20 protein-coding genes are annotated in these 24340 nt (G+C 69.0%); 12 read left to right on the top strand and 8 right to left on the bottom strand.

Annotated elements, in window-relative coordinates:
* The first annotated feature begins 106 nt into the window (after positions 1–106).
* The 7 genes from V3W46_RS09130 to V3W46_RS09100 all read left to right on the top strand — a co-directional run bounded on the left by V3W46_RS09130 (position 107) and on the right by V3W46_RS09100 (position 8869).
* The gene (locus tag V3W46_RS09130) at positions 107–1471 is read left to right on the top strand and encodes an NtaA/DmoA family FMN-dependent monooxygenase (RefSeq protein ID WP_331782784.1); all 1365 of its coding nucleotides are present in this window, start codon (positions 107–109) and stop codon (positions 1469–1471) included.
* The gene (locus tag V3W46_RS09125) at positions 1468–2799 is read left to right on the top strand and encodes an acyl-CoA dehydrogenase family protein (RefSeq protein ID WP_331782783.1); all 1332 of its coding nucleotides are present in this window, start codon (positions 1468–1470) and stop codon (positions 2797–2799) included. The genes V3W46_RS09130 and V3W46_RS09125 overlap by 4 nt, the downstream gene beginning before the upstream one ends.
* Positions 2796–4016: an acyl-CoA dehydrogenase family protein gene (locus tag V3W46_RS09120; RefSeq protein ID WP_331782782.1), complete on the top strand. Its 1221-nt coding sequence runs from the start codon at positions 2796–2798 to the stop codon at positions 4014–4016. The genes V3W46_RS09125 and V3W46_RS09120 overlap by 4 nt, the downstream gene beginning before the upstream one ends.
* Before the next feature lie 30 nt (positions 4017–4046).
* Complete coding sequence (locus V3W46_RS09115) at positions 4047–5210, top strand: epoxide hydrolase family protein (RefSeq protein ID WP_331782781.1); 1164 nt, start codon at positions 4047–4049, stop codon at positions 5208–5210.
* Between the two features lie 214 nt (positions 5211–5424).
* Complete coding sequence (locus tag V3W46_RS09110; protein ID WP_331782780.1) at positions 5425–5775, top strand: hypothetical protein; 351 nt, start codon at positions 5425–5427, stop codon at positions 5773–5775.
* 85 nt (positions 5776–5860) lie between these two features.
* On the top strand, positions 5861–6985 hold the full coding sequence (locus V3W46_RS09105) for an NYN domain-containing protein (RefSeq protein WP_331782779.1): 1125 nt from the start codon (positions 5861–5863) through the stop codon (positions 6983–6985).
* 105 nt (positions 6986–7090) lie between these two features.
* The gene (locus V3W46_RS09100; protein WP_331782778.1) at positions 7091–8869 is read left to right on the top strand and encodes an MFS transporter; all 1779 of its coding nucleotides are present in this window, start codon (positions 7091–7093) and stop codon (positions 8867–8869) included.
* Between the two features lie 46 nt (positions 8870–8915).
* Here the strand turns inward: V3W46_RS09100 and V3W46_RS09095 are convergent, their stop codons facing one another.
* The 4 genes from V3W46_RS09095 to V3W46_RS09080 all read right to left on the bottom strand — a co-directional run bounded on the left by V3W46_RS09095 (position 8916) and on the right by V3W46_RS09080 (position 13296).
* Positions 8916–10070, bottom strand: a complete 1155-nt coding sequence (locus V3W46_RS09095; protein WP_331782777.1) for a bifunctional 2-methylcitrate synthase/citrate synthase — start codon at positions 10068–10070, stop codon at positions 8916–8918.
* 114 nt (positions 10071–10184) lie between these two features.
* Positions 10185–11090: a methylisocitrate lyase gene (prpB, locus tag V3W46_RS09090; RefSeq protein WP_331782776.1), complete on the bottom strand. Its 906-nt coding sequence runs from the start codon at positions 11088–11090 to the stop codon at positions 10185–10187.
* Positions 11090–12601, bottom strand: a complete 1512-nt coding sequence (locus V3W46_RS09085; RefSeq protein ID WP_331782775.1) for an MmgE/PrpD family protein — start codon at positions 12599–12601, stop codon at positions 11090–11092. Before V3W46_RS09085 ends, prpB begins: the two co-directional genes overlap by 1 nt.
* Positions 12598–13296 (bottom strand): GntR family transcriptional regulator, encoded by a 699-nt coding sequence (locus V3W46_RS09080; protein ID WP_331782774.1) that lies wholly within the window; start codon positions 13294–13296, stop codon positions 12598–12600. Before V3W46_RS09080 ends, V3W46_RS09085 begins: the two co-directional genes overlap by 4 nt.
* 397 nt (positions 13297–13693) lie before the next feature.
* Here V3W46_RS09080 and V3W46_RS09075 point away from each other — a divergent pair, with 397 nt between their 5' ends.
* A complete protein-coding gene (locus V3W46_RS09075; RefSeq protein WP_331782773.1) occupies positions 13694–14632 on the top strand; it encodes a type IV toxin-antitoxin system AbiEi family antitoxin domain-containing protein in 939 nt (312 codons plus the stop codon).
* A gap of 357 nt (positions 14633–14989) precedes the next feature.
* Here the strand turns inward: V3W46_RS09075 and V3W46_RS09070 are convergent, their stop codons facing one another.
* Positions 14990–17590, bottom strand: a complete 2601-nt coding sequence (locus V3W46_RS09070; RefSeq protein WP_331782772.1) for an ATP-dependent Clp protease ATP-binding subunit — start codon at positions 17588–17590, stop codon at positions 14990–14992.
* Positions 17591–17682: 92 nt separating this feature from the next.
* Complete coding sequence (locus tag V3W46_RS09065; protein WP_331782771.1) at positions 17683–18300, bottom strand: TetR/AcrR family transcriptional regulator; 618 nt, start codon at positions 18298–18300, stop codon at positions 17683–17685.
* 114 nt (positions 18301–18414) lie between these two features.
* Here V3W46_RS09065 and V3W46_RS09060 point away from each other — a divergent pair, with 114 nt between their 5' ends.
* The 3 genes from V3W46_RS09060 (at position 18415) to V3W46_RS09050 (ending at position 21940) form a co-directional block, all read left to right on the top strand.
* Positions 18415–19680, top strand: coding sequence for an ABC transporter permease (locus V3W46_RS09060; protein WP_331782770.1), 1266 nt, complete (start codon positions 18415–18417; stop codon positions 19678–19680).
* 37 nt (positions 19681–19717) lie between these two features.
* On the top strand, positions 19718–20917 hold the full coding sequence (locus tag V3W46_RS09055; RefSeq protein WP_331782769.1) for a low temperature requirement protein A: 1200 nt from the start codon (positions 19718–19720) through the stop codon (positions 20915–20917).
* A 90-nt stretch (positions 20918–21007) separates the two neighbouring features.
* Positions 21008–21940 (top strand): 2-deoxy-5-keto-D-gluconate 6-phosphate aldolase domain-containing protein, encoded by a 933-nt coding sequence (locus tag V3W46_RS09050; RefSeq protein WP_331782768.1) that lies wholly within the window; start codon positions 21008–21010, stop codon positions 21938–21940.
* A gap of 56 nt (positions 21941–21996) precedes the next feature.
* On the opposite strand, the gene V3W46_RS09045 is transcribed toward V3W46_RS09050, so the two are convergent.
* Entirely contained in the window at positions 21997–22422 is a 426-nt protein-coding gene (locus V3W46_RS09045) for a MarR family winged helix-turn-helix transcriptional regulator (RefSeq protein WP_331782767.1), read from the bottom strand.
* Positions 22423–22484: 62 nt separating this feature from the next.
* Between V3W46_RS09045 and V3W46_RS09040 the strand changes: the two genes are divergently transcribed.
* Positions 22485–23231: an alpha/beta fold hydrolase gene (locus tag V3W46_RS09040; RefSeq protein ID WP_331782766.1), complete on the top strand. Its 747-nt coding sequence runs from the start codon at positions 22485–22487 to the stop codon at positions 23229–23231.
* A gap of 114 nt (positions 23232–23345) precedes the next feature.
* On the opposite strand, the gene V3W46_RS09035 is transcribed toward V3W46_RS09040, so the two are convergent.
* Positions 23346–24329: an alpha/beta fold hydrolase gene (locus tag V3W46_RS09035; protein WP_331782765.1), complete on the bottom strand. Its 984-nt coding sequence runs from the start codon at positions 24327–24329 to the stop codon at positions 23346–23348.
* Positions 24330–24340: the final 11 nt, after the last annotated feature.

Raw genomic sequence — 24340 nt, 5'->3', positions numbered from 1 at the left:
GCAGCCGCGTATCGAAACCCGCACGACCCAGATCTCGATACGCGGCGCTGCGCGACGCTACTCGATCAGCAAAAACTCAATCAGCAGAGAACAGAAAGACACAGAAATGCCCACCCCCCTGCACTTCAACGCGTTCGTCATGAACACCGGCTCGCACATCCAGCACGGCCAGTGGCGGCACCCGGATGCCCGCCAGGCCGACTTCAACGACGTCGACGTGTGGGTCGACCTCGTCAAGACCCTCGAGCGCGGCAGGTTCGACGCCGTCTTCTTCGCCGACGTGGTGGGACTCTACGGCCCGGCCGACAGCACCTATGTTCTGAATGCGCGAGAAGGACTGCAGATTCCGAGCAACGACCCCTCGGTGCTGCTCTCGGCGCTGGCGGTCAACACCGAGCATCTCGGCCTCGCGTTCACGAGCGGTGTTCTGCAGGAGCATCCATTCAACTTCGCCCGGCAGGTGTCGACCCTCGACCACATCTCGAAGGGCCGCATCGCGTGGAACATCGTGACCGGCACCATGGAGAACGCGGCCCGCAACTTCGGCCACGACAGACTCACCGAGCACGACGAACGCTACGAATGGGCCGGCGAGTACGTCGATGTCACCTACAAGCTGTGGGAGGGCTCGTGGGATGACGGCGCCCTCGTTCGCGACCGCGAGACGGGAGTCTTCGCCGACGCCGCGAAGATCCACAAGATCAACCATGTGGGCAAGCGCTACCGGGTCGAGGGCCCGCACCTGCCCTCGCCGTCGCCGCAGCGCACACCGGTGCTCTACCAGGCCGGCGCATCCGGGGCAGGCAAGGCGTTCGCCGCCGCCAACGCGGAGGCCGTGTTCATCGCAGCCCCCACCCCCGAGGTCGCCGCCGAGGGCATCGCCGAGACCCGCGCGCTGGCGGTCGAGGCCGGGCGCCAGCCCGACGACATCAAGTTCTTCCAGGGGCTGTCGTTCGTGATCGGCCGCACCGAGGAGGAGGCCCGGGCGAAGGAGGCCGAGCTCGACGAGTACGCGAGCCTCGACGGCTACCTCACGCACATGAACTTCGGCACCAAGCCCGACGGCACGCCGTACCCGCCCGAGACCCGGCTCATCGACATCAAGACGAACGCCAGCCAGGGCATTCTCGAGTGGCTGCGCCGCAGCGTGACCGACCACGAGCCCACGGTGGCCGACCTCGGCGCCATCCTGTCGCGCCGGGCCCGCGTGGTGGGCACGCCCGAGCAGATCGCCGACCAGCTCGAGGTGTGGCAGGCCGCCGGCGTCGACGGCATCAACATCACCAACTGGCGCATCCCGAGCTCGTACGAAGAGTTCATCGACGAGGTGCTGCCGGTGCTGCAGGCCCGTGGGCTCGCCCAGACCGAGTACGCGCCCGGCACCCTGCGCCAGAAGCTGTTCGGCACCGACCACCTGAACGACCGCCACCCCGCCGCACGCTACCGCGGCGCCTTCGGAGTGAACGCATGACCCAGACGCAGACCGAACCCACGAACGCCGCCGCGACCGCGAGCGCCGCCGCGACCGCCGCCGCCACCGCCACCGCCGCCGCCACCACCGCTTCTGCCGCAGAACCGCGATCGGTCGGGCGCCCGAACAGCGACGTGGTCGACTACGCCACACTTGCCGCCCGGTTCCGCCCGGTGTTCGCCCGCATCGCCGACACGGCCGTCGAGCGCGAGCGCGGCCGGGTGCTGCCCCACGAGCCCGTCGCGTGGCTGCGTGAGGCCGGGTTCGGAGCCGTACGCATTCCGGTCGCCGACGGGGGCAGCGGAGCATCCGCGTCACAGTTCTTCGAGCTGCTCATCGAGCTCGGTGAGGCCGACTCGAACCTGCCGCAGCTGCTGCGGGCGCACTTCGGCATGGTGGAAGAACGCCTGAACGACCTCGACTCGCCCGTGCGCGACCGGTGGCTCCGCGCTGTGGTCGACGGCGCCATCATCGGCAACGCCGTCACCGAGATCGGGTCGGGGGCGCTCGGTGCCACGGCGACGACCGTCTCGGGCGACGACGAGAACGGCTGGTTCATCTCCGGTACCAAGCACTACAGCACCGGTGCCATCTTCGCCGACTACATCGCCGTCGGTGTCGCCGACGACCGCGGCGAACGGGCCTTCGCGCTCGTCTCGGCTCGTGACGCCGGCGTCGACCTGGTCGACGACTGGGCCGGGTTCGGCCAGCGGATGACCGGCTCAGGCACCACGGTGCTCGAGAGGGTGCCGGTGAACCCCGACGACATCTTCTGGTACGCCGACCGCGCGCCGAACTACATGATCGCGTTCTACCAGACCGTTCTGCTCGCCTCGCTGGCCGGAATCGGCCGGGCCGTGGTGCGCGACGGCATCGAGTTCGTACGGCGCCGCAGCAGGGTCTTCAGCCACGGCAGCGGCGCGACGGCTCGCGAAGACCCCCTGGTGCAGCAGGTGATCGGCCAGCTCTCGGGCGCCTCGTTCGCCGCCGACTCGGTGGTGCAGGCCGCCGCCGCGCAGTTCGACAGAGCGAACGGGGCTCGCGACGCCGACGGCCTCGCCGACGCCGCCCTGTTCGACGAGCTCGAGATCACGGTGTCACGGGCGCACGGCACGGTGGTCGACACCGTGCTGGCCGCCTCGACCCGGCTGTTCGAGGTGGGCGGTGCGTCATCCGTCGACGCCGCGAAGACCCTCGACAGGCACTGGCGCAACGCCAGAACCATCTCGGTGCACAACCCCGGAATCTACAAGACCCGCGACGTGGGCGACCACCTGCTGAACGGCTCGGCGCCCGCTTACGGCTGGGTCGTCGGGGTGAAGAAGTGAGCACGCTCGACCTGCTGCCCGATCCGAGCGCCGTCGAGCCGGCCGAGTACCTGCACTGGTTCGATGTGGCGCGGGGTGTGGCCGAGCGGTTGCGCGCCGACGTCGTCGAGCGCGATCGTGCCAACGAGCTGCCACGGGCCGAGGTCGAGCTGCTGCGCGGTGCGGGGCTGCTCGAGGCGGGCATCCCGAGCGAGTTCGGCGGCGGCGGGCTGCCGTGGCGGGTGACGAGCGAACTGGTGCGGCTGATCGGCCGCAGCGACGCCTCGATCGCGCACATTCTGGGTTACCACTATGTGTGGCTGCGGTACATCCAGACCTTCGAGACGCCGCAGTCGCGCCGGGCCCTGCGCGACACGGCCGCGAACCGGTGGCTGTGGGCGAGCCCCGGCAGCAACCGGGCGGTGGGGTATCCGACGATCAGCTCCCGGGGCGACGGGCACCTCGTGCACGGCGACAGCGGCTTCGCCACGGGAGCGCCCGTCGCCGACCGCCTCTTCTCGATCACCATCGACGCGCAGACCAACGAGATGGTGGTCGTGACGGTCGACCCCGCGTCGCCCGCCGTGTCGTTCACCGGCGAATGGGATGTTCTGGGCCAGCGCCTCTCGGCCAGCATGTCGATCACCCTCGACCAGCTCACCATCACCGGTGCCGAGGTGCTGAAGCGGTTCGGCGATGTCTCGCTCGGCCAGACCCCCCGCCAGTCGGTCGGCGTGCTGCACTTTCAGCTGACCTTCGCCATTCTGCACCTCGCGATCGCCGAGGGTGCGCTCGACGAGGCGGCCGCCTACACCCGTGAGCACACGCGCCCGGCACTGCACTCCACCGTGCAGCGCGGCCGCGACGAGCCGTTCATTCTGAACACCTACGGCGAGTACGTGGCCTCGGTGCAGGCGGTGTCGGCGCTCGTCGAGCGGGCGGTGGGCGCCCTGGAGTGGCTGTACGCACTCGGCGACGACGCCACGGCGGCGCAACGGGCATCCGTCGCCGAGATCATCGCGAGCGCGAAGGTGACGTCGACCGAGGTGGCACTGACCGTGAGCAGCGGGCTCTTCGAACTCACCGGCGCGCGGTCGACGGCCACGCAGTTCGCGCTCGACCGGTTCTGGCGCAACGTGCGCACGCTCAGCCTGCACGACCCGGTCGCCTACAAGCGCGACGAGCTCGGCCGGTTCTTCGTCAACGGCGAGGCGCCGGTGCCGTCGGGGTACCGCTGACCCGGGGCGGGTGCGGGGTACGGTGGTCGCATGCCAGCTGAATCGCCGATCATCCGGTCATTCGACGCCCGTGCCCCGCGCGAGCAGCTCGACGATCTGCGGCGGCGCCTGCGATCGACGCGCTGGCCCGATTCGCCGGGCGACGCCGGGTGGTCGCTCGGCACCGACCCCCGGTTTCTGAAGGAGCTCGTCGCCTACTGGATCGACGAATTCGACTGGCCGGCCGCCGAGCAACGCCTCGCGCGGCTGCCACGGTTCACGACGAAGATCGACGGCCTGGGCATCCACTTCGTGCACGCCCGCGCGGCCGATGCGGGGCGGCGAGTTCTGCCGATCATCCTGAACCACGGCTGGCCCGATTCGTTCTGGCGGTACACGAAGGTGGTCGAGCTGCTGACCGACCCGGGGGCGCACGGGGCCGACCCGGCCGATGCGTTCGACGTCGTCGTGCCCGACATTCCGGGCTTCGGCTACTCCGATCATCCGTCGCCCGCGTTGAACTCGCGCCAGGTCGCCGCGGTGTTCGCGCGCTTGATGAGCACGCTCGGCTACGACCGGTTCGTCACCGCCGGCGGCGACATCGGCAGCCACGTCAGCCGGTACCTGGCGCTCGACTTCGCCGATCGGGTCAGGGCCGTGCACCGAATGGATGCCGGGCTGCCCGCCTACGACGGCGACGTCTCACAGCTCTCGCCCGCCGAACGCGCCTGGTTCGAAGCGGTCGCCGCGTGGAACCAGGCCGAGGGTGCCTATGGGGCCATCCAGCGCACGAAGCCCGAGACCATCGCGGCCGCCCTCAACGATTCGCCCGTCGGCCTCGCGGCGTGGATCGTCGAGAAGCTGCAGTCGTGGAGCGACGGCGACATCGGCTCGGTCTACACGAAAGACGAGATACTCACCGACGTGATGATCTTCTGGCTCACCCAGAGCATCGGCTCGTCGATGCGCATGTACAACGCCAATGCGGCACTGCCCCGCGAACAGCTGACCCGACGCGTCGAGGTGCCTTCGGGTTTCTCGATCTTCGCCGGCGACATCGTGCGACCACCCCGCGAATGGATCGAGCGCACCGCGAATGCCGTGCGCATCACCGAGCCCGAGCGCGGCGGGCACTTCGCGCCGTTCGAGCAGCCCGAGCTGTACGCCCGCGAGCTGCGCGACTTCTTTCGGCCGTTCCGCGACGCCGCGATGTGACAGCCCCGTGGCGACACTGTGTGACGACACTGTGTGACGACTCCGTGTGGCGGCACTGTGTGACGACACTGTGTGATGACACCGTGTGACGACTCCGAGAAAATCCGATCCGTCAAGGCCCCGGGCAGTTTCCCACCGGCATGGGCGGCCTTGCTACTGTCTCAAGTGTTGCCCTGGACCCTGGTAGCGATCACACGCACGAAAGGGCAGATCCGTGAGCAGCGAAGCCGACATCGAGGTCGAACCCGACTCCCTGTCGTCGTTCACCGACTGGCTCGCGCAGCTGCAGGGCGGGGCCGGCGCTGCGCTGATGACGCGCATGGGCGCGGCTGACCAGACGGCCTTCGGTGAGTTCTACGACCTGACGGCGCCCCGCGTTCTGGCCATCGTGCGCGCGGTCGTGATCGACCCTGAGCTGTCAGAGGAGCTGACCGGCGAGATCTTTCTCGAGTTCTGGAAGACGGCGCCCCTGCACGCGCGCGAGTTCGAGCCGCTGCGCTCGGTCGCCCTCTTCGCCCACTACCGCGCCGAGCAGCGCCGCACCCTGCTCGACGGGCGCCGCTGACACCGCGAGTTGCCCTCGCCGCACGGCACGAGCAGACTGGAGCGACGCCGAATGCCCCGAGTCTCGCGTCGACAAGGAGTTCTCCATGACCGAACCGAATGATTCCCGTGTGGGCCTCTACATCGACTTCGACAACATCGTCATCTCGCGGTACCAGCAGCTGCACGGGCGCAACGCCTTCCAGCGCGACGGCATCCGTGACTTCGTGCGGTCGAGCCCGGAGGCCGATCCCGAGGTCGCGGCGAGACTGGCGGCCGCGACGGTCGACTTCGACGCCATCATCGACTTCGCCGCCTCGTTCGGCACGATGGTCGTCAACCGCGCCTACGCCGACTGGTCGGTGCCGGTGAACGCGAGCTACCAGCGCCAGCTGATGTCGCGGGCGGTCGACCTCACCCAGCTCTTCACCACCACGACGCGCGGCACGAAGAACGGCGCCGACATCAGGCTCGCCGTCGACGTGGTCGAAGACCTCTTCAGGCTGCCCGACCTCACCCACGTCATCATCGTGGCGGGCGACAGCGACTACATCGCGCTGGCCCAGAAGTCGAAGCGGCTCGGGCGCTTCGTCGTGGGCATCGGCGTGGCCGGTTCGACGAGCACGTCACTGGCGGCGGCGTGCGACGAGTTCGAAGACTACGACTCACTGCCGGGCATCCAGCGGGTCGCCGTGACCGCCCCCGTCGGGGCCGCTCGGGGCGAGCGGCAGGCGGCAGCGGGGTCGGGCGCCTCGGCCGGCGGGTCAGTCGGCAGAGGCGGCTCGGCCGGTGCCACCGCTGCTACCGCTGACACCGCTGCGGCGGCACCCGCGTCGACGGCCGACGCTGCCGCCGACGCCGCAGAGGCACCCGAGGCGCCGCCCGCCAAGAAGTCACGGCGTGTCTCCACGATTCCGACGTTCTCGCACATCGTCGACACCCAGCTCGACGACCTCGACCCCGAGCCCGCCCCCGACATCGACCCGCAGACCTTCGCCACCGAGCTGCTCGTGCGCGCCCTGCAGATCGGTCACGCCAAGGGCGACGCCGAAGAGTGGCTGAACACGGGCACGGTGAAGAACCAGATGCGCCGCATGGATCCGTCGTTCAACGAGAAACCCCTCGGCTTTCGTTCGTTCACCGACTTCCTGGCCTCGCACAGCGACATCGCCGAGCTGCAGGAAGACGGCCCGCAGCGGCTGATCAGGCTGCGCCCCACCGCCGACCGCTGACCGAATTCTCCTGAGGTTGGCCTCAGACTCACCAGTGCAGATATAGTTGCTATACAACAACTATCTTTCTGCGCTCGATGGCGAGGCTGACCCTACGGAGGAATCGTGGCTGAGAAGGCTACTCGCGAACGCGGCATGATGTTCAGCAAAGACCACCCCCGGTACAAATGGGTGGCACTGAGCAACACCACGCTCGGCATGCTGATGGTCACCATCAACAGCTCGATCGTGCTCATCTCGCTGCCCGCCATCTTCAAGGGCATCCAGCTCAACCCCCTCGAGCCCGGCAACGTCAGTTACCTGCTCTGGATGCTCATGGGCTTCATTCTCGTGACAGCTGTTCTGACGATGACGTTCGGCCGGCTCGGTGACATCTACGGTCGCGTGAAGATCTACAACCTGGGCTTCGTGATCTTCACGGTGGGCGCCATCGCTCTGGTCTTCGACCCGTTCCTGTCGGGGCAGGGCGCCCTGTGGCTGATCGGCTGGCGCGTCATCCAGGCTGTCGGCGGCGCCATGATCTTCGCCAACTCGACCGCCATCCTCACCGACGCCTTCCCGTCGAACAAACGCGGCATGGCCATCGGCATCAACCAGATCGCGGCCATCGCGGGGTCGTTCCTCGGCCTGCTGATCGGCGGCGTTCTGGCCACGATCGACTGGCGAGCGATCTTCCTCGTGAGTGTGCCGTTCGGCATCCTCGGCACCATCTGGTCGTTCAAGTCGCTGCACGAGGTGGGCCAGCGCAACCCGGGCAAGGTCGACATTCCGGGCAACGTGCTCTTCGCGGTGGGCCTCATCACGCTGCTCACCGGCATCACGTACGGAATCCAGCCCTACGGCAACGATTCGATGGGCTGGCTGAACCCGTGGGTGCTCGGCGCCATCATCGGCGGCGTCGCCCTGCTCGTGATCTTCGTCTTCGTCGAGCTGCACCACAAAGACCCGCTGTTCAACGTGCGGCTGTTCGCCATCAAGGCCTTCGCCTGGGGCAACGTCGCCGGCCTGATGGCCTCGATCAGCCGTGGTGGGCTGCAGTTCATGCTGATCATCTGGCTGCAGGGCATCTGGCTGCCGCTGCACGGCTTCTCGTACGAGTCGACCCCGCTCTGGGCCGGCATCTACCTGCTGCCGCTGACGGTCGGCTTCCTCATCTCCGGCCCCCTCTCGGGCACGCTGAGCGACAAGTTCGGTGCTCGCACGTTCGCCGTCGGCGGCCTGCTGCTGGTCGCGGCGACCTTCATCGCGATGCTGCTCATCCCGGTCGACTTCAACTACGGAATCTTCGCGGTGCTGACCTTCCTCAACGGCGTCGGCTCGGGCATGTTCGCGGCCCCGAACCGCACCGCCATCATGAACAGCGTGCCGGCGAACCAGCGCGGTGCGGCATCCGGTATGACTGGAACGTTCCAGAACGCGGGCAACTCGCTCTCGATCGGCATCTTCTTCTCGCTGATGATCGCGGGCCTCGCAGCCACCCTGCCGAGCGCCATGTACGACGGACTCACCGCTCACGGCATCGCGACCGATGTCGCCAACCAGGTCGCGGCGACTCCTCCGGTGGGCAGTCTGTTCGCCGCGTTCCTCGGGTACAACCCGATCGAGTCGATTCTCGGCCCGACGGGCGTGCTGAACACGCTCTCGCCCGCGAACGCCTCGGCGCTCACCGGGCAGGAGTTCTTTCCGCAGCTGATCAGCGACCCGTTCCACTCGGGGCTCGTGATCGTGTTCACGGTCGCCGCGGTGCTTTCGGTGTTCGGTGCGGTCGCGTCGTTCCTCGCCGGCGGCAAGTTCATGCACACTGACACCGCAGCCGTCACGACGCAGCCCGCCACCGAGCGCCCCGAGCCCGCCGACCTCGCAGCCGAGCTCAGCGACGTCTGATCCGCCGACGGGTCAGAGCAGGTCGCGAGTCAGAGCAGGTCGCGAGTCAGAGCAGGTTGGCGACGTGCCGCTCTTCCGGGCCATTGTAGAGGCTCAGGGGGCGGATCAGCGCGTTCGAGGCGAGCTGCTCCATGATGTGCGCCGTCCAGCCGGTGATGCGTGAGGCCACGAACAGCGGCGTGAACATCTCGGTGTCGTAGCCGATCAGGTGGTAGGCCGGGCCCGACGGGTAGTCGAGGTTCGGCTTGATCGCCTTGCGCGCCTGCATCGCCTCGTCGAGGGCGACGTACAGCTCGAGCAGCTCAGGCGCGTCGTACTCTTCGATCAGCGTGTCGAGGGAGGCCTTCATGGTGGGCACCCGCGAGTCGCCGTTCTTGTAGACGCGGTGGCCGAAGCCCATGATCTTGCGCTTCTCCGACAGCGCCTGCTCGAGCCAGTCTTGCGCCTTATCGGCCGTGCCGATCTCGTCGAACACATGCATGACCGCCTCGTTCGCCCCGCCGTGCAGGGGGCCCTTGAGCGCGCCGATGGCGCCGACCACGGCCGAGTACAGGTCGCTCAGCGTGCTCGTGATCACGCGTGCGGTGAACGTCGACGCGTTGAACGAGTGCTCGGCGTACAAGATCATCGACACGTCGAACGCCTTCACCACCACGTCTGACGGAACCTCGCCGAACGTCATGTTCAAGAAGTTCGCCGAGTAGCTGAGGTCGTCGCGGGGTTCGACCACGCCCAGCCCGCGCCGGCGGCGCTGGTCGTACGAGACGATCGCGGGCAGCTTGGCGAGCAGCGTGATCGACTTCGCCAGGTTCGACTCGGGCGACGAGTCGGCCGTGCTGGGGTCGAGCGCACCGATGACGCTGACGGCGGTGCGCACCACGTCCATCGGATGAGCGGTCAGGGGCAGCTCGTCGATGACCCGTTTCACGGCGTCGTCGAGGCCACGCTGCGATCGCTCGGCGGCTTCGAACGCGCCGAGCTGCTGGGCATCCGGAAGCTCACCGTGCCACAGCAGGTACGCCACCTGCTCGAACGAGCAGTTCGCGGCCAGCTCCTGCACCGGGTAGCCCCGGTAGAGCAGCGAGTTGGTCTCGGGGTTGACCTTCGAGACGGCGGTGTAGTCGACGACGACGCCCGCGAGGCCCTTGCGGATCTCGGGCTCGGCGGGGCTGGTGGCGGTGGGTGTTTCGGTGGTGCTCATGGTCACTCCCTTGTGAGGTGTCTGCTGGTGCGGGTTCGCTGATGCGGTGGTCTGGTGAGGTGGTCGCCGGTGAGGTGGTCGCCGGGTGAAGTGGTTGCCGGGCGGGATGATCGGTCAGCGTGCGCTGGGGATGTCGAAGTTGAAGACCGAGGTGTCGAAGGCGTTGTACGCCTCGTAGTCGAGCAGTTCATACAGTCTGGCGCGCGTCTGCATGTTCGTCACCTGACTGTTCAGTGAACCCTCGGCGACGATCGTGTCGAGGCCACGCTCGGCGGCCCCCATCGCGAGCCGCAGCAGCGACACCGGGTAGATCACGATGTTGATGCCGGCGCTGGCGAGCTGCGACGTCGAGAACAGCTCGCTCTTGCCGAACTCGGTCATGTTCGCCAGCACCGGAACGTCGAGGGCGTTGCGCATCGCCTCGAACTCGCTGAGGTCGGCCATCGCCTCGGGGAAGATGGCGTCGGCTCCCGCGTCGACCAGCGCTTTGGCCCGATCGATGGCCACGGCGAGGCCCTCGATCGCCCTGATGTCAGTGCGGGCCATGATCAGCAGGTCGGGGTCGCGCCGGGCGTCGACGGCGGCCCGGATGCGCTTGGTCGCCGTGGTGGCGTCGACCACCGCCTTGCCGTCGAGGTGCCCGCAGCGCTTCGGGTTGACCTGGTCTTCGATGTGCAGGCCGGCGACCCCGGCGTCTTCGAGGGTCTGCACGGTTCGCGCCACGTTCATCGGCTCGCCGAAACCGGTGTCGGCGTCGACGATGGCCGGCAGGTTCGTCATACGCGCGATCTGCTGAGAGCGCCCGGCCACCTCGGTCAGCGTGGTGAGCCCGATGTCGGGCAGCCCGAGGTCGGCGGCGAGCACGGCACCCGAGATGTATACGCCTTCGAAGCCCTTGTCTTCGATCAGCTTGGCGCTGAGCGGGTTGAACGCGCCCGGAAAGCGCAGCAGCTCGCCGCTGGCGAGGGCTTGGCGCAGGGCTCGGCGCTTGTCGGCCGGGGTCACGGTGGAGTACAGCATCAGAACAGGCCCTTCGGGTTGTCGGCGGCGATGATGAGGCCGGGCTTCGCGGTGACGGTCAGGCCGGCGAGCTCGTGCGGCTCGAGCTCGGGCAGGCGCTGCACCAGCTCGAGAAAGCGCTCGATCTCGGCGGGCTCGAGCACGCCGTCTGCGAGCGTTCTGAACTTCTGCGTGTACTGCTCGCGGGCGAACGGCCGGGCGCCGAGCGGATGCGCGTCGGCCACAGCGATCTCGTCGACGATGCGGGTTCCGTCGGTGAGGGTGATCTCCACCCGGCCGCCGAATGCCTTCTCGGCGGGGTCGTTGGAGTGGTACCGGCGGGTCCACTCGGCGTCTTCCTCGGTGCTGATCTTCTGCCAGAGCTTCACCGTGTCGGCGCGGCCCGCGCGCTCGGGCGCGTACGAACGCTCGTGGTTCCACTCCCCGTCTTGCAGGGCGACGGCGAAGATGTAGGGCACCGAGTGGTCGAGCGTCTCGCGGCTCGCGGCGGGGTCGTACTTCTGCGGGTCGTTGGCGCCCGATCCGATGACGTAGTGCGTGTGGTGGCTCGTGTGCAGCACGATGCTCTCGACGCTGTCGGCGGTGACCTCCGGATGCCCGTGGTGCAGCTTCCGGCCCATGTCGATCCACGCCTGAGCCTGGTACTCGGCCGAGTGCTCCTTCGTGTACGTGTCGAGTATCGCGCGCTTGGCCTCACCGCGTTCCGGAAGAGGTACTTCGTACCGGGCATCCGGCCCGTCGAGCAGCCACGCGATGACGCCGTCTTCGCCCTCGTAGATGGGGGTGGGGCTGGTCTGGCCGCGCATGGCCCGGTCGACGGCCTCGACCGCCATCTTGCCGGCAAAAGCGGGGGCGTGCGCCTTCCAGGTGCTGATCTCACCCTTGCGCGACTGGCGGGTGGCCGTGGTGGTGTGCAGCGCCTGGCCGACCGCCTGGAAGATGGTCTGAACGTCGAGGCCGAGCAGGGTTCCGATGCCCGCTGCCGCGCTCGGGCCGAGGTGCGCCACGTGGTCGATCTTGTGGGCGTGCAGGCTGATCGCCTTCACGAGGTCGACCTGGATCTCGTAGCCGGTCGCGATGCCGCGCACGAGGTCGGCGCCGGTGCTGCCCACGTGCTGGGCCACGGCCAGAATGGGCGGAATGTTGTCACCCGGGTGCGAGTACTCGGCCGCGAGAAAGGTGTCGTGGTAGTCGAGCTCGCGCACGGCCACGCCGTTCGCCCACGCAGCCCACTCGGGGCTGACGCGCTCGGCGGCGTCGAGTCCGAAGACCGTCGAGCCGGGGCTGAAGGGGTGCGCTTCGGCCTGCGAGCGGGCGGCCACGGCGGGGGCCCGGGTGAGGGAGGCGGTGGCCACGGCGGCGTTGTCGATCATCCGGTTGATCACCATCTCGGTGACCTCGTCGGTCACGGCCACGGGGTCGGCGGCGACCTCGGCGATGGCGTAGGCCAGCTGGTCTTCGCGGGCGAGGTTCTCTTCGCTTCGGTAGACACGTACGTGGTGCAGTTTCATCGGGTTGGTACATCTCTCTGTTCGGGGGCTGCGCGGGTGAGCGTGGTGTCGAGCGACCCGAGGGTCGAGTGCAGGCTGCGGTAGAGATGCACCCGCGTCGCGTCTTCGGCGAGCCGGGCATCCCCGTCGACGATCGCGTCGACGATCATGAGGTGTTCGCGGGCGGCCTCGAGCAGCCGCGCGGGGTTGTCGTGCGACAGGCGACGGATGCGCGAGAGGTGCGTGCGCACCCCGTTCAGCGCGCCGACGAGGTACGGGTTCTTCACGGCTGCGTCGACGGCGTCGTCGAACCGGCTCACCAGCTCGTAGTAGGCGCGGCGTGAGGGGTCTGCCGCGGCATCCGCTTCGGCCAGCAGCGCCGGAACCTCGCGCAGCTCGTTCTGCAGACGGACGAAGACGCTCACATCGCGGCGCTCGGCGGCCAGCGCCGCGGCCTGCTGCTCGAGCGCCTGGCGCAGCTCGAACAGCTCCACCACGTTCTCGGCCGAGACCTGGGTGACCACGAGCCCGCGCCCGCCCTGCGGCTCGGCGAGCCCGTCGGCGACGAGTCGGGCAAGCGCCTCCCGCACGGGCGTGCGCGAGATGCCGAGCCGGTTGCTCAGCTCGACCTCGGCCAGCACGGTGCCCGGCTCGAGCTGCCAGCCCACGATCTCGGCGCGCAGCCGCTCGTAGGCGCTGTCGCTAGCGCGGGCCACGGGATGCCCGCCCCTCCGCCGCGCTTGCGCCCTCGCCCGCGTTTGCGCCCTCGGCCGCACCTTGTGTATACACAAACCCCACCTTAGCCCCGCCCCACCCCCCCTCGCAACCCCCTGTGTATACACACTCCTCCCTGCACGCCGCCCCCTCTGCGGTTCCTCGCACCCCACCCATTCGGCGGGAGCGAACCCTTTCGGCGGGAGCGCACCCTTCCGGCAGGTTTGCACCCTTTCGGTGAGAGTGCACCCCCTCGAAGTGGAGCGCACCGACCGAAAGGGCGCGCACACAGAGGGTCGAAACCCGTGCAGGGCATTCCACAGCCGAGCCAGGCACGCGTTATCCACAGATCGTGGTCGCGGCGGGGAATCCGCGAGCGACCGCGGCGACGATTGACGGATGACCCAGGCCATCCCTCCGACCATCACACAGGTGCGCGAACTCGACTTGAGCGACGATCGACACCGGCTCGCTCAGGCGGCGCGCGCAGGAGTGCAGCATCGCATCCGTCGCGGCGCCTACGTGAGCACGGCGAGCTGGGCCGGTCTGCACGCCGACGCGCGGTATCGCCTTCGCTGCCTCGCCGAATCAGAGGCGAAGCGCACGCGCCCGATCTTGTCGCACTGGTCGGCGGCCGTCGTACACGGCATCCCTGTCATCGGTGATTGGCCGCCGCACGTACATCGACTCGTCGAGCGCGCCTCGGGAGGTCGTTCCCGCAACGCGGTGGTGGCGCATCCCACCTCGCTCGACTCCGTCGAGACGGTCGAGGTCGATGGCATGCTCGTCACGTCGGTGGCCCGCACGATCGTCGATCTCGCCGGCGCCGGTTCGTTTATCTCGGCCGTCACCAGCGCCGACTACGCCCTTCAGCGAAGGCGCAAGAATCGGGTACGTGCGAGCGATCTCAGGGCTGCGTTCGATGCGGCGATGCCTGTGAGGGCGACCGCACGAATCGAGAGGGTGCTCGAGTTCGCCACCGAACTCACCGACTCCCCCGCAGAATCGGTGAGCCGAGTGAACATGTACGTGAGCGGGTTCGTCATGCCGAGCCTGCAGTCCGAATTCTTCGACGCGCAGGGGTTCATCGGCGCTGTCGACTTCGATTGGCCGCAGCTCAACCACGTGGGCGAAGTGGATGGCCGGCACAAGTACATCAAAGACGAGTACCTCAACGGCCGCACGCCCGGCGAGGTCGTCTACGAGGAGAAGCTGCGTGAAGATCGCCTTCGGGCACTCCCGAAAAAGGTCACCCGCTGGGACTGGCACTGCGCCCTCGACCCGCAGCGACTGCGCGCCCACCTTCTGCGTGCAGGCATCCCGCTCCGGCGCCGCTAGCCTGCCTCGTTTCCGCTCCCTCCCTCTCTCCTCTCACACTCCCTCTCCTCTCCACCTCCGTCCCTCCCCCCTTCCTCCTCCCTCCCCCAGCCCTCGCTCCTCCCTCGTTCCCTCTCCCTCCCTCCCCCCTCCCTCCCCCCTCCTTGTTCCTCCATCCGGCGCGCACGCTGGCTTCGAATGCGCACCCTTTTGGCAGGACCGCACCGGCTCGAAAGGGTGCGGTCTTGCCAAAGGGGTGCGGATGGGAGGCTTGCGGGACGGGCGGGACGGGCGGGACGGGCGGGACGGGCGGGACGGGCGGGACGACGAAAGGCCCGCCTCCGGAGGAGACGGGCCTTTCGAGGGGGCGGGACGGTACTAGGCCGCGAACGCCAGTTCGGGGGTGTCGGGGTCGGCGGCGTCCGCCGAGCCGACGGCGGCAGCCGCGGTCACGGTGAGGTCGCCCGCCGAAGCGGAGACGGTCACCGAACCGCCGTCGGTCAGGGCGCCGCTGACGAGCAGGTCGGCGATACGGTCATCCACATCGCGCTGGATCACGCGACGCAGCGGCCGGGCGCCGTACTCGGGCTCGTAGCCGTGCTCGGCGATCCAGTCGGTACCTGAATCGTCGACGACGAGCGAGATCGACCGGGCCGCAAGCCGGGCGCGCGAGGCACCCAGCAGCAGCGACACGATCTGGCGCAGCTGCGGCTTCTCGAGCTTCTGGAACAACACGATCTCGTCGATACGGTTCAGGAACTCAGGCCGCATGGCCTCGCGCAGCTTGCCCATCACACGGTCGCGTAGCGCCTTGTCGGAGCCGAATCCGCCGCCGGCCGAGTGGTCGGCAACGAAGCCGATTCCGCCACTGCGGCTGGCCAAGAACTCAGAGCCCAGGTTCGAGGTCATGATGACCACCGTGTTGCGAAAGTCGACCGTGCGACCCTGACCGTCGGTCAGGCGACCGTCGTCGAGCACCTGCAGCAGCAGGTTGAACACGTCGGGGTGCGCCTTCTCGATCTCGTCGAACAGGATGACCGAATACGGGTTGCGGCGAACGCGCTCGGTGAGCTGCCCGGCCTCGTCGTAGCCGACGTATCCAGGAGGGGCACCGACGAGCCGCGACACGGTGTGCCGCTCGCCGTACTCGCTCATGTCGAAGCGCAGCATGGCCTTCTCGTCGCCGAACAGCGAGCCCGCGAGGGTCTTCGCCAGCTCGGTCTTGCCGACACCGGTCGGGCCGAGGAACAGGAAGCTGCCGACGGGCCGGTTGCGGTCGCCCATGCCGGTGCGGTTGCGCCGCACGGCCTTGGCCACCACGGTCACGGCGTCGTCCTGCCCGATCACGCGGGCGTGCAGTTCGTCTTCGAGCAGAGCGAGCCGCTCACGGTCGACCTGGGTCAGCCGGTTGGCGGGGATGCCCGTGGCCCGCGAGATCACGGCAGCGATCTCGGGCTCGTCGACGACGGCCGCGACATCCGCGATGTCGGTCGACTTCACATTCGACAGCTTCGCCTGAACGCCCTCGATCTCGTCGCGAAGACGCGACGCCTCCTCGTAGTGCTCGGCCGCGACGGCCGAGTTCTTCGAGGCTTCGAGATCGGCCAGCTGCTGCAGCAGCGCCGACGCGTCGACCTTCTTACCGAGACGCAGCCGCAGTCGCGCGCCGGCCTGGTCGATCAGGTCGATGGCCTTGTCGGGCAGGAAGCGGTCGCTGACGTACCGAGCCGAGAGCTCGACGGATGCCCGGATGGCCTCCGGCGTGTACGTCACGGCGTGGTGCTCCTCATACGCCGGGGCGAGCCCCGCGAGGATCAGCACGGCGTCTTCGATGCTCGGCTCCCCCACGGTCACGGGCTGGAAGCGGCGTTCGAGCGCCGGATCCTTCTCGATGCCGCGGTACTCCTTCAGCGTGGTGGCGCCTACGAGGTGCAGGTCGCCGCGGGCCAGCCGGGGCTTCAGGATGTTTCCGGCATCCATACCGCCCTCGCCAGAACCACCGGCGCCGACCACGGTGTGGATCTCGTCGATGAACACGATCAGCTCACCCTTGTGGGCAGTGATCTCGTCCATCAGCTTCGTCAGCCGCTCTTCGAAGTCGCCACGGTACTTGGTGCCGGCGAGCATCGCGGGCAGGTCGAGCGAGACGACGCGCTTGTCGCGCAGCTGCTCGGGAACGCCGCCATCCATGATGGCCTGCGCCAGGCCCGACACGATCGCGGTCTTGCCCACGCCCGCCTCGCCGATCAACACGGGGTTGTTCTTGGTGCGGCGCGACAGAATCTCGATGGTCTGCTCGATCTCGTCGAGCCGGCCGATCACGGGGTCGAGGTCGCCCTCACGGGCCATCTCGGTGAGATCGGTGCCGAACTTGTCGAGTGTGGGGGTGTCGGATGCGGACTCAGCCGTCTCGCCGGATTCGGCAGAGCCCGGCGCGCCCGCATTGACGGTTTCGCGCATGCCGGCTTGCAGAGCATCCGGGGTCACCCCGGCGGCAGCCAGAACGGCACCCGCGGGCGAGTCCTGGTTGATGACGAGCGCGAAGAAGAGGTGCTCGGGGTCGATGTAGGTCGAACCGGATGCGCGGGCGACCTGGTACGCGTGGAACAGGGTGCGCGTGGCCGACTGGGTCAGCGACGGGGCGACGTCGGTGCGCTCCTCAGAGGCCTGCGGCAGACGCTGCTCGGCCGCCTCCGCGATGGCGCGCGGGTTCGCACCGACACGACGGATGGCGTCGGCGGCGGGCTCCTTCTCGGCGATGGTGCGCAGAATGTGCAGTGCGTCGAGCTCGGACTGGCCGTGCTCGAGCGCGTACTTGCCGGCCTCGGCCAGCACCTCGTGGGTGCGACGGCTCAGGAACCGGCTGATGTCGATGGAACGGGCACCCTGTTGGGCGGCGCGTTCACCCTCGAGGTAACGGGCGAGAAACTCGTCGAATGAGTTGCCGCCGGTACCTTCGGGGTTTGAGTTGTTTGGCAAAATGTCCTCCTGGTGAAACTTGAGTGCCCTCGACTCAAGTTAACGCTACGGAGGGTGGGTTATTCCCGGCTGATCGCTCTGGGCGAAAAACCTTAGTCGCCTGCGCTCATGTTTACCGCCTGAGCGGGCCGGAGGGCCGATGCGGCGGCGAAGTAGGCCTCGCGGTCGAAGCTGTCGAAGATGGCGTTCTGAATGACGTAGCCCTGCACGAGCCCGACGTACAGAGGCGCGAATAGGGTGGCGTCGCGTGCGGCGTCCGGCCCGGGCATCCGGAGCCCGCGGGCGTACCAGTCGGTCAGGTACGACTCGAAGACGCGCCTCAGGTGTGCGCCGACACTGTCGGTGGCCTCGCGACTGGAAGGGTCGAGGGCCGCCTGCGCCCACACCTGCAGCAGCAGGCCGAGGTCGCCCACTTCCTCGCCCATCGCCGTCACGAACCGGCGCAGCAGCTCACCCGGGTCGACCGGAGAGTCGGCGTCGAGCGAGCCGACGGCATCGAGGCGAAACTGCAGGATGTCGGAGATCGCGTGGTGGATGAGTTCGTCTTTGCTCTTGTAGTGCCCGTAGATCGCTCCGGCCGACAGACCGCTCTCGGCGATGATGTCGGCCATCGACGTGGCCTGGAAACCCTTCTGCGCAAAGAGGCGCAGCGCGGCCCTGGCGATCTCATGGCGGCGGGCGTCGCGGTACTCGGCGGTGACTTTGGGCATGGTGCCAGCCTAAAAAGAACGATCATTCTTGACAAGTGGCGCGACCCTGATTGACAATAAAAAACGAACATTCTTTTTAGCTCGATGTGATCGGGCACTGATCGAGGAGCAGTCATGAGCCACGTATTCACCACACCGCCGCCCTCGGCGTCGCGAGCGCCGCAGGCCGCACAGACGACGCGGGCGCCGCAGACGCCGCCTCTGCGCCCCCACACCGCCTGGGGGCGCAGCGTCGGCATCGCCGTCGGTGCCGCGCTCGTCGTCGCGCTGATCGTGCTGGCCTTCGTGTGGCCGACGGTCACCTCGAGCGTGAAGAACATTCCGATCGCGGTCGCCGGCACGTCGCAGCAGGTCACCGCGGTGACGGATGCCCTGAACCGCGCCGCCGACGGGGCGTTCACAGTCACGCCGGTGGCCGACCGGCAGGCCGCGGTCGACCTCATCGACACCCGCGACGTGTACGGGGCGATCGTGCTCGGCGACGCGTCGGCCGGCGGCAGTGCGGGCAGCTCGGCCGTCGGTGCGGGCACCGGCTCGGGCACCACCACCGGCCCCGAGATTTTGACCGCCTCGGCGAACGGAGTGGCCGTCAGCCAGGTGCTGGCGCAGCTGGCTGCGCCCATCCAGAGCCAGGCGAATGCGGCGGCCCAGGCCGCCGTCGCGGCAGCCGTGGCCTCGGGCGCGGCGCCGGCCGGTACCACCGCCCCGGCGATCTCTGTGACCGTGACCGACGTGGTTGCGCTGGCTTCGACGGATGCCCGCGGCCTCGGTCTCACGGCAGCGGCGTTCCCGCTCGTGCTGGGCGGCATCCTGGGCGGCGTGCTGGTGTCGCTGCTGATCACCGGTGTGTGGCGCAGGCTCACCAGCGTTCTGGTCTACGCGGTCGTCGCCGGACTCGCCGTCGCGGTGGTGATGCAGCCGCTGTTCGGCATTCTGCAGGGTTCGTTCTGGATCAATGCGCTGGCGATCATGCTCGCGATGGCTGCGACATCGTCGTTCGTCGTCGGCGCCAACGCCCTCCTCGGCCGCGCCGGCATCGCGGTCGGCTCGGTGCTCACAATGCTGATCGGCAACCCGCTGTCGTCGGCGGCCCAGCCCCTGCAGTTCACCGTGGCGCCGTGGGGAGCGGTGGGGCAGTGGTTCGTGCCGGGGGCGTCGTCGACGCTCATCCGCGACCTGTCGTACTTTCCCGCCGCGAACACCGCGTTCCCGTGGCTGGTGCTGGCCGGCTGGACGGCGCTCGGCGTCGCCGGCATGATCGCCGGTCACTGGCGCAACCAGCGCGTCATCCGCTCCCTTCCGGTGGAGGAAGACGCTCGGCATGCGGCGACCCACGCGGCCCCGCACGGCGCCGATGCCGCGGTGCCGAGGCCCGCCTAGGCGAGCACGCGCGGGCGGGTTCGCGCGAGAATGGAGCATGCCGAGCATCCTGAATCGCCTCGACCTGCTGCCCGTGCGGCCCCGCGACAAGCACGAGAAGGGGCGCGTCGCCTCGAGCCTCGAGCTGTTCTTCGACCTGGTGTTCGTGATCGCGGTGGGGCTGGCGGCGACCACGCTGCACGAACTCGAGGGCGACGGGCACCTCTGGTCGGGGGTCGGGGCGTACCTGATGGTGTTCTTCGCCATCTGGTGGGCCTGGATGAACTTCACCTGGTTCGCGACGGCCTTCGACAACGACGACTGGTTGTACCGGTTGACCACGATCGCCCAGATGGCGGGGGTGCTGGTGCTGGCGGCGGGGGTTCCGACCGGCATGGAGCACGGCGACTTCACCGCGGTGACGTTCGGCTACGTCATCATGCGCCTGGCGATGGTGAGCCAGTGGATTCGCGTGGCGGTGAACTCCCCCGAATACCGTGCCACGGCCCTGCGCTACGCCGCGGGTATCACAGTGGTGCAGGTCGCGTGGGTGCTGCGCCTGCTGCTGCCGCCCGAGGTCGGGGTGGCGAGCTTTCTCGTGCTGGTGCTGGCCGAGGTGATGGTGCCGATCTGGGCCGAGCAGAAGAACGTGACGCCGTGGCACAATCACCACATCGCGGAACGGTTCGGGCTGTTCACGCTGGTGGTGCTCGGCGAGGGGCTGCTCGGGTCGGCGAACGCCATCATCGACGGGCTGCAGGATGCCGAACACGTTCTGCCCCTCGCGCTGCTGGCGGCCTGCGGGCTGATCATCACGGCGGCCATGTGGTGGATCTACTTCGCGGTGCCGCAGCACGACCACTTCACGAACCTGCGGCAGTCGCTCGTGACCGGATACACGCACTCGGTGATCTTCGCGGCGGCGGGGGCGGTGTCGGCGGGCATCGAGGTCGCCGTCGCCCTGCAGTCGGGCACGACCGAGCTCTCGCCGGTCGAGTCTGCGGGCGCACTGACGATTCCGGTGGCGGTGTTCGTGCTGGCGGTGTGGGCGCTGGCCATCAGGCCGGCGGGGCGGCGGGTGCCGAACATCCTGATTCCGGTGGGCGCGGTGCTCGTCGGGCTGAGTGCGTTCACGCCGTGGGCGCTTGCGACCGCGACGGTGCTGCTCGTGGCGATCGTCGTCGTGGTGGTGGCCGGGGTGCAGCCGCACGTGCCGGCGGAGGGGGCGGCCGAGGGGGCGGCGGTCGAGGTCGAGTAGGGGCACGAGCCAGAACCTCGCGGTCTCCTGGCGTCGGCGTGCCCGTCGGGTTACGATTCGAGCGCACCCCACACCGAGCCGGAGGCAGCCATGACCGATCCCGAAGACGCGGCGCCGCGCGAACTGCTGCTGCTCGCCATGGACCACCGCGAGTCGCTGCAGAAGAGCGTCTACGGCATCACGGGCGAGCCCACCCCCGCCGAGGTCGAGCAGATCGCCGCCGGCAAGACGCTCATCTTCGAGGGCCTGCTCGAAGCGGTCGCGCAGGGCATCGACCCCGGCGCCGTCGGCGTTCTCGTCGATGAGCGCTACGGCACCGCCGTGGCTGAGAAGGCCCTCGCCAACGGCATCGACCTCGCCATGCCGATCGAGAAGAGCGGCCAGGACTTCTTCACCCTCGAGTACGGCGACTTCACCACCACCGAGTGGCTGACCCACGTCGAGACCTTCGACCCCGCCCAGGTCAAGGTGCTGGTGCGCGACAACCCCGCCTTCGCTGCCGCCGACCGCCAGGCCCAGATGACACACCTGGCGGCGGTCGGCCAGGTGCTGCGTGAGGCCGGGCGAACCTTTCTGATCGAGCTGCTGATCCCCGCGACGCCCGAGCAGCTGAAGGGCGCCGGGGATGCGCTGCAGTACGACCGCGAGTTGCGTCCGGCGTTGACGACGCAGGTGATCGGCGAACTGCAGCGCGCCGGCGTCGAGCCCGACATCTGGAAGATCGAAGGCCTCGAGACCGGCGACGCCGCCGCTGCGGTGGTGGCTGCGGCCAGGCAGGATGGTCGGGCATCCGTCACCTGCATCGTGCTCGGTCGCGATGCCCCCGCCGACCGCCTCGACCACTGGCTGAGCGTGGCGGCACCGGTCGACGGCTTTCGGGGCTTCGCGATCGGCCGCAGCATCTGGGAGCAGCCGCTCGTCGCGCAGCTGCAGGGAACGATCGGGCAGCGCGAGCTCGTCGACCGCGTCGCCGCCGCCTTCACCCACTTCGTGGCGGTCTACGACAGCGCCCGCGCGGCCTGAGGCGCTGCGCGCCGCGGTGCGCGCCGCGGTGCGCGGCCCGGTTCGCTTTCGAGAGCTCAGAGTGACGCGAGGTCGGGCGGGGCGACCCGGGCGAGCAGGGCGAGGAGGGTGGCGCGCTCGGGCTCGGTGAGGGCGGCGAAGGAGCGCTCGAGCATGGCCTTCGAGTGGGGGCGTCCGGCGTCGAGGGTGGCCTGGCCGGCGGGAGTCAGGCGGTGCTCGATGCGGCGGCCGCGACCGGGGATGCGCTCGATCAGGCCCTGCGCGGCCAGGCGGTTTGCGAGAGTGCCGAACGCCTGGTCGCTCTGGAAGGTGGCCGTCGCCAGAGCGTGGGCCGACGCGCCCGGGGTGCGCCCGATGGCTCGCAGGGCATCCCACTGGGCGAGGGTGGTTCCCGCGGCGGCGAGCCGGGCATCCATCGCCCTGTGGTGCCGGTACTGCACTTCTTTGATCGTGCGGCCGAGGGTTTCGAGCTCTGTGACCATGATTCGACTTTAGCAGAGTGAATAAGGTTGCGTATATAAACATGTTGACTTAAGGTGGAACCATGAACACTTCATCAACACCCCGCCTGGCCCTCGTTCTGCACGGTGGCGGCGGTCCGTTCACCGTCGCGTCGATCGCCGCACACCTCGACGGGCTGCGCACGCCCGACGGGAGCCCGGCGTACCGCACGTTCGCACCCACCCTGCCCGGCTGGAACTCGACCGAACGCCCCGAATCCATCACGCAGGTCTCCGACCTCACCGCGCTCTACCTCGAGTTTCTGATAGCGAACGACCTGCGTGACGTGCTCGTCGTCGGCTCGTCGCTCGGCGGATGGATCGCCGCCGACCTCGCCAGCCGCGACACCGAGGGTCGCATCGGCGCGATCGTGCTCATCGACCCCGTCGGAATCGAGGCGCCGGGCCAGCCCATCCGCGACTTCTTCGCCCTCGACGCGCGCGGGGTCGCCGAGTACGCGTGGCACGACGCCGACCGTTTCTATGTCGACCCGGCCACCGTGCCACCCGCCCAGCAGGCCGCGCAGCGCTCGAACATGGCGACCATGGCCGCCCTCACCCCCGGCGGAATGTTCGACCCCACGCTGCTCGCCCGCCTCGCCGACATCACGGTGCCCGCGTTGGTGCTCTGGGGCGCCAGCGATCGCATCGTGACGCCGGAGTACGGCGCGGTCTTCGCCGCCGCGATTCCGGATGCTCGGCTCACGGTCATCCCCGACGCCGGCCACCTCCCCCACCTCGAGCAACCCGCGCCCACCTTCGCCGCGCTCGACGCCTTTCTCACGCCCTGACCCACGTACTGACCCCGCCCACTGACTTCGCTCACTGACCTCGCACACTCACCTCGCTTATCCACCTCGCCCGATCACCTCACCCAGCCGGGGTGATGACGGCGGTTCGGGGCGTCAGGGGTGTGAGCTCATCCAGTCGAGCGCCGCCGGGCAGGCGTTCAAGACGGAGATGTGGCCGTCGAGAGGCCGCGACCAGAGTTCGGCCGAGGGGATGCGGGCGAGCATCCATTCGGCGTGCAAAGGCGGAACGACCCGGTCGCGCGAGCCCTGAACGAGCAGCACGGGTGCGACGATCGACTCGAGCTCGAAACCCCAGGGCCGGGTGAAGGCGACGTCGTCGTCGATCAGGCCGTCGAGGCCGGCCGGGCCTGCGGCCGTGGCCAGGGCGACGTCGGCGCCGAGGCTCGACCAGGGCCCGTTCAGCGCGTCGATGTCGCGGTCGATGAACGAGTCGGGGTCGAACTCGGCGGTGAGCTCGTGGGCGCGGCGCGCATCGCGGCCTCGGAGCGCCGCCCGCAGTCCGCTGGGGTCGGCCATGCCCGCGAAGAAGTCGAACCCGCGGGGAGTGCCGGGCGCAACGGGGTACGGCGCGATGCCGGCGAGCGTGACGGCGGCAGACACGCGGTCGGGCAGAAGGGCCGCGCAGGCGAGGGCGTGCGGGCCCCCGCCAGAGGCTCCCATGACCGCGAAACGCTCGAGCCCCAGGGCATCGGCGAGCTGCTCCACGTCGCGCGCCGCCGAGGCGACCGAACGGCCCGGGTCGGGCGTCGAGGTTCCGTAGGCGGGCCGGCCGTACGAGACGAGCCGGATGCCGCGCCGCACGGCCTCGCTCAGAACGGGTTCGAGCGGGGCGCCGGTCTGCGGCGACCCGTGGTGCCAGATCACCGTCATTCCGCCGTTCGGCGTCTTCACACCGGAGGCGGCCGCGCGGCCCCAGACGGATCGGCCGCCCACCGGCCGGCGACCATCAGCCGCCCCACCCTCGACCGGCCCACCGTCGTACGTGCGCAGCACCCGCCCGTCGTCGAGCCGCAGGTCGCGCACCGTGACGGGGTAACCGCCGATGTCGCGAACGCTCAGCCCGATGATGCTGGTCACGAGCACAGCGT

Source organism: Subtercola sp. YIM 133946 (assembly GCF_036553535.1).
Classification (GTDB): Bacteria; Actinomycetota; Actinomycetes; order Actinomycetales; family Microbacteriaceae; genus Subtercola.
This window is presented reverse-complemented; position numbering and strand designations above follow the sequence as displayed.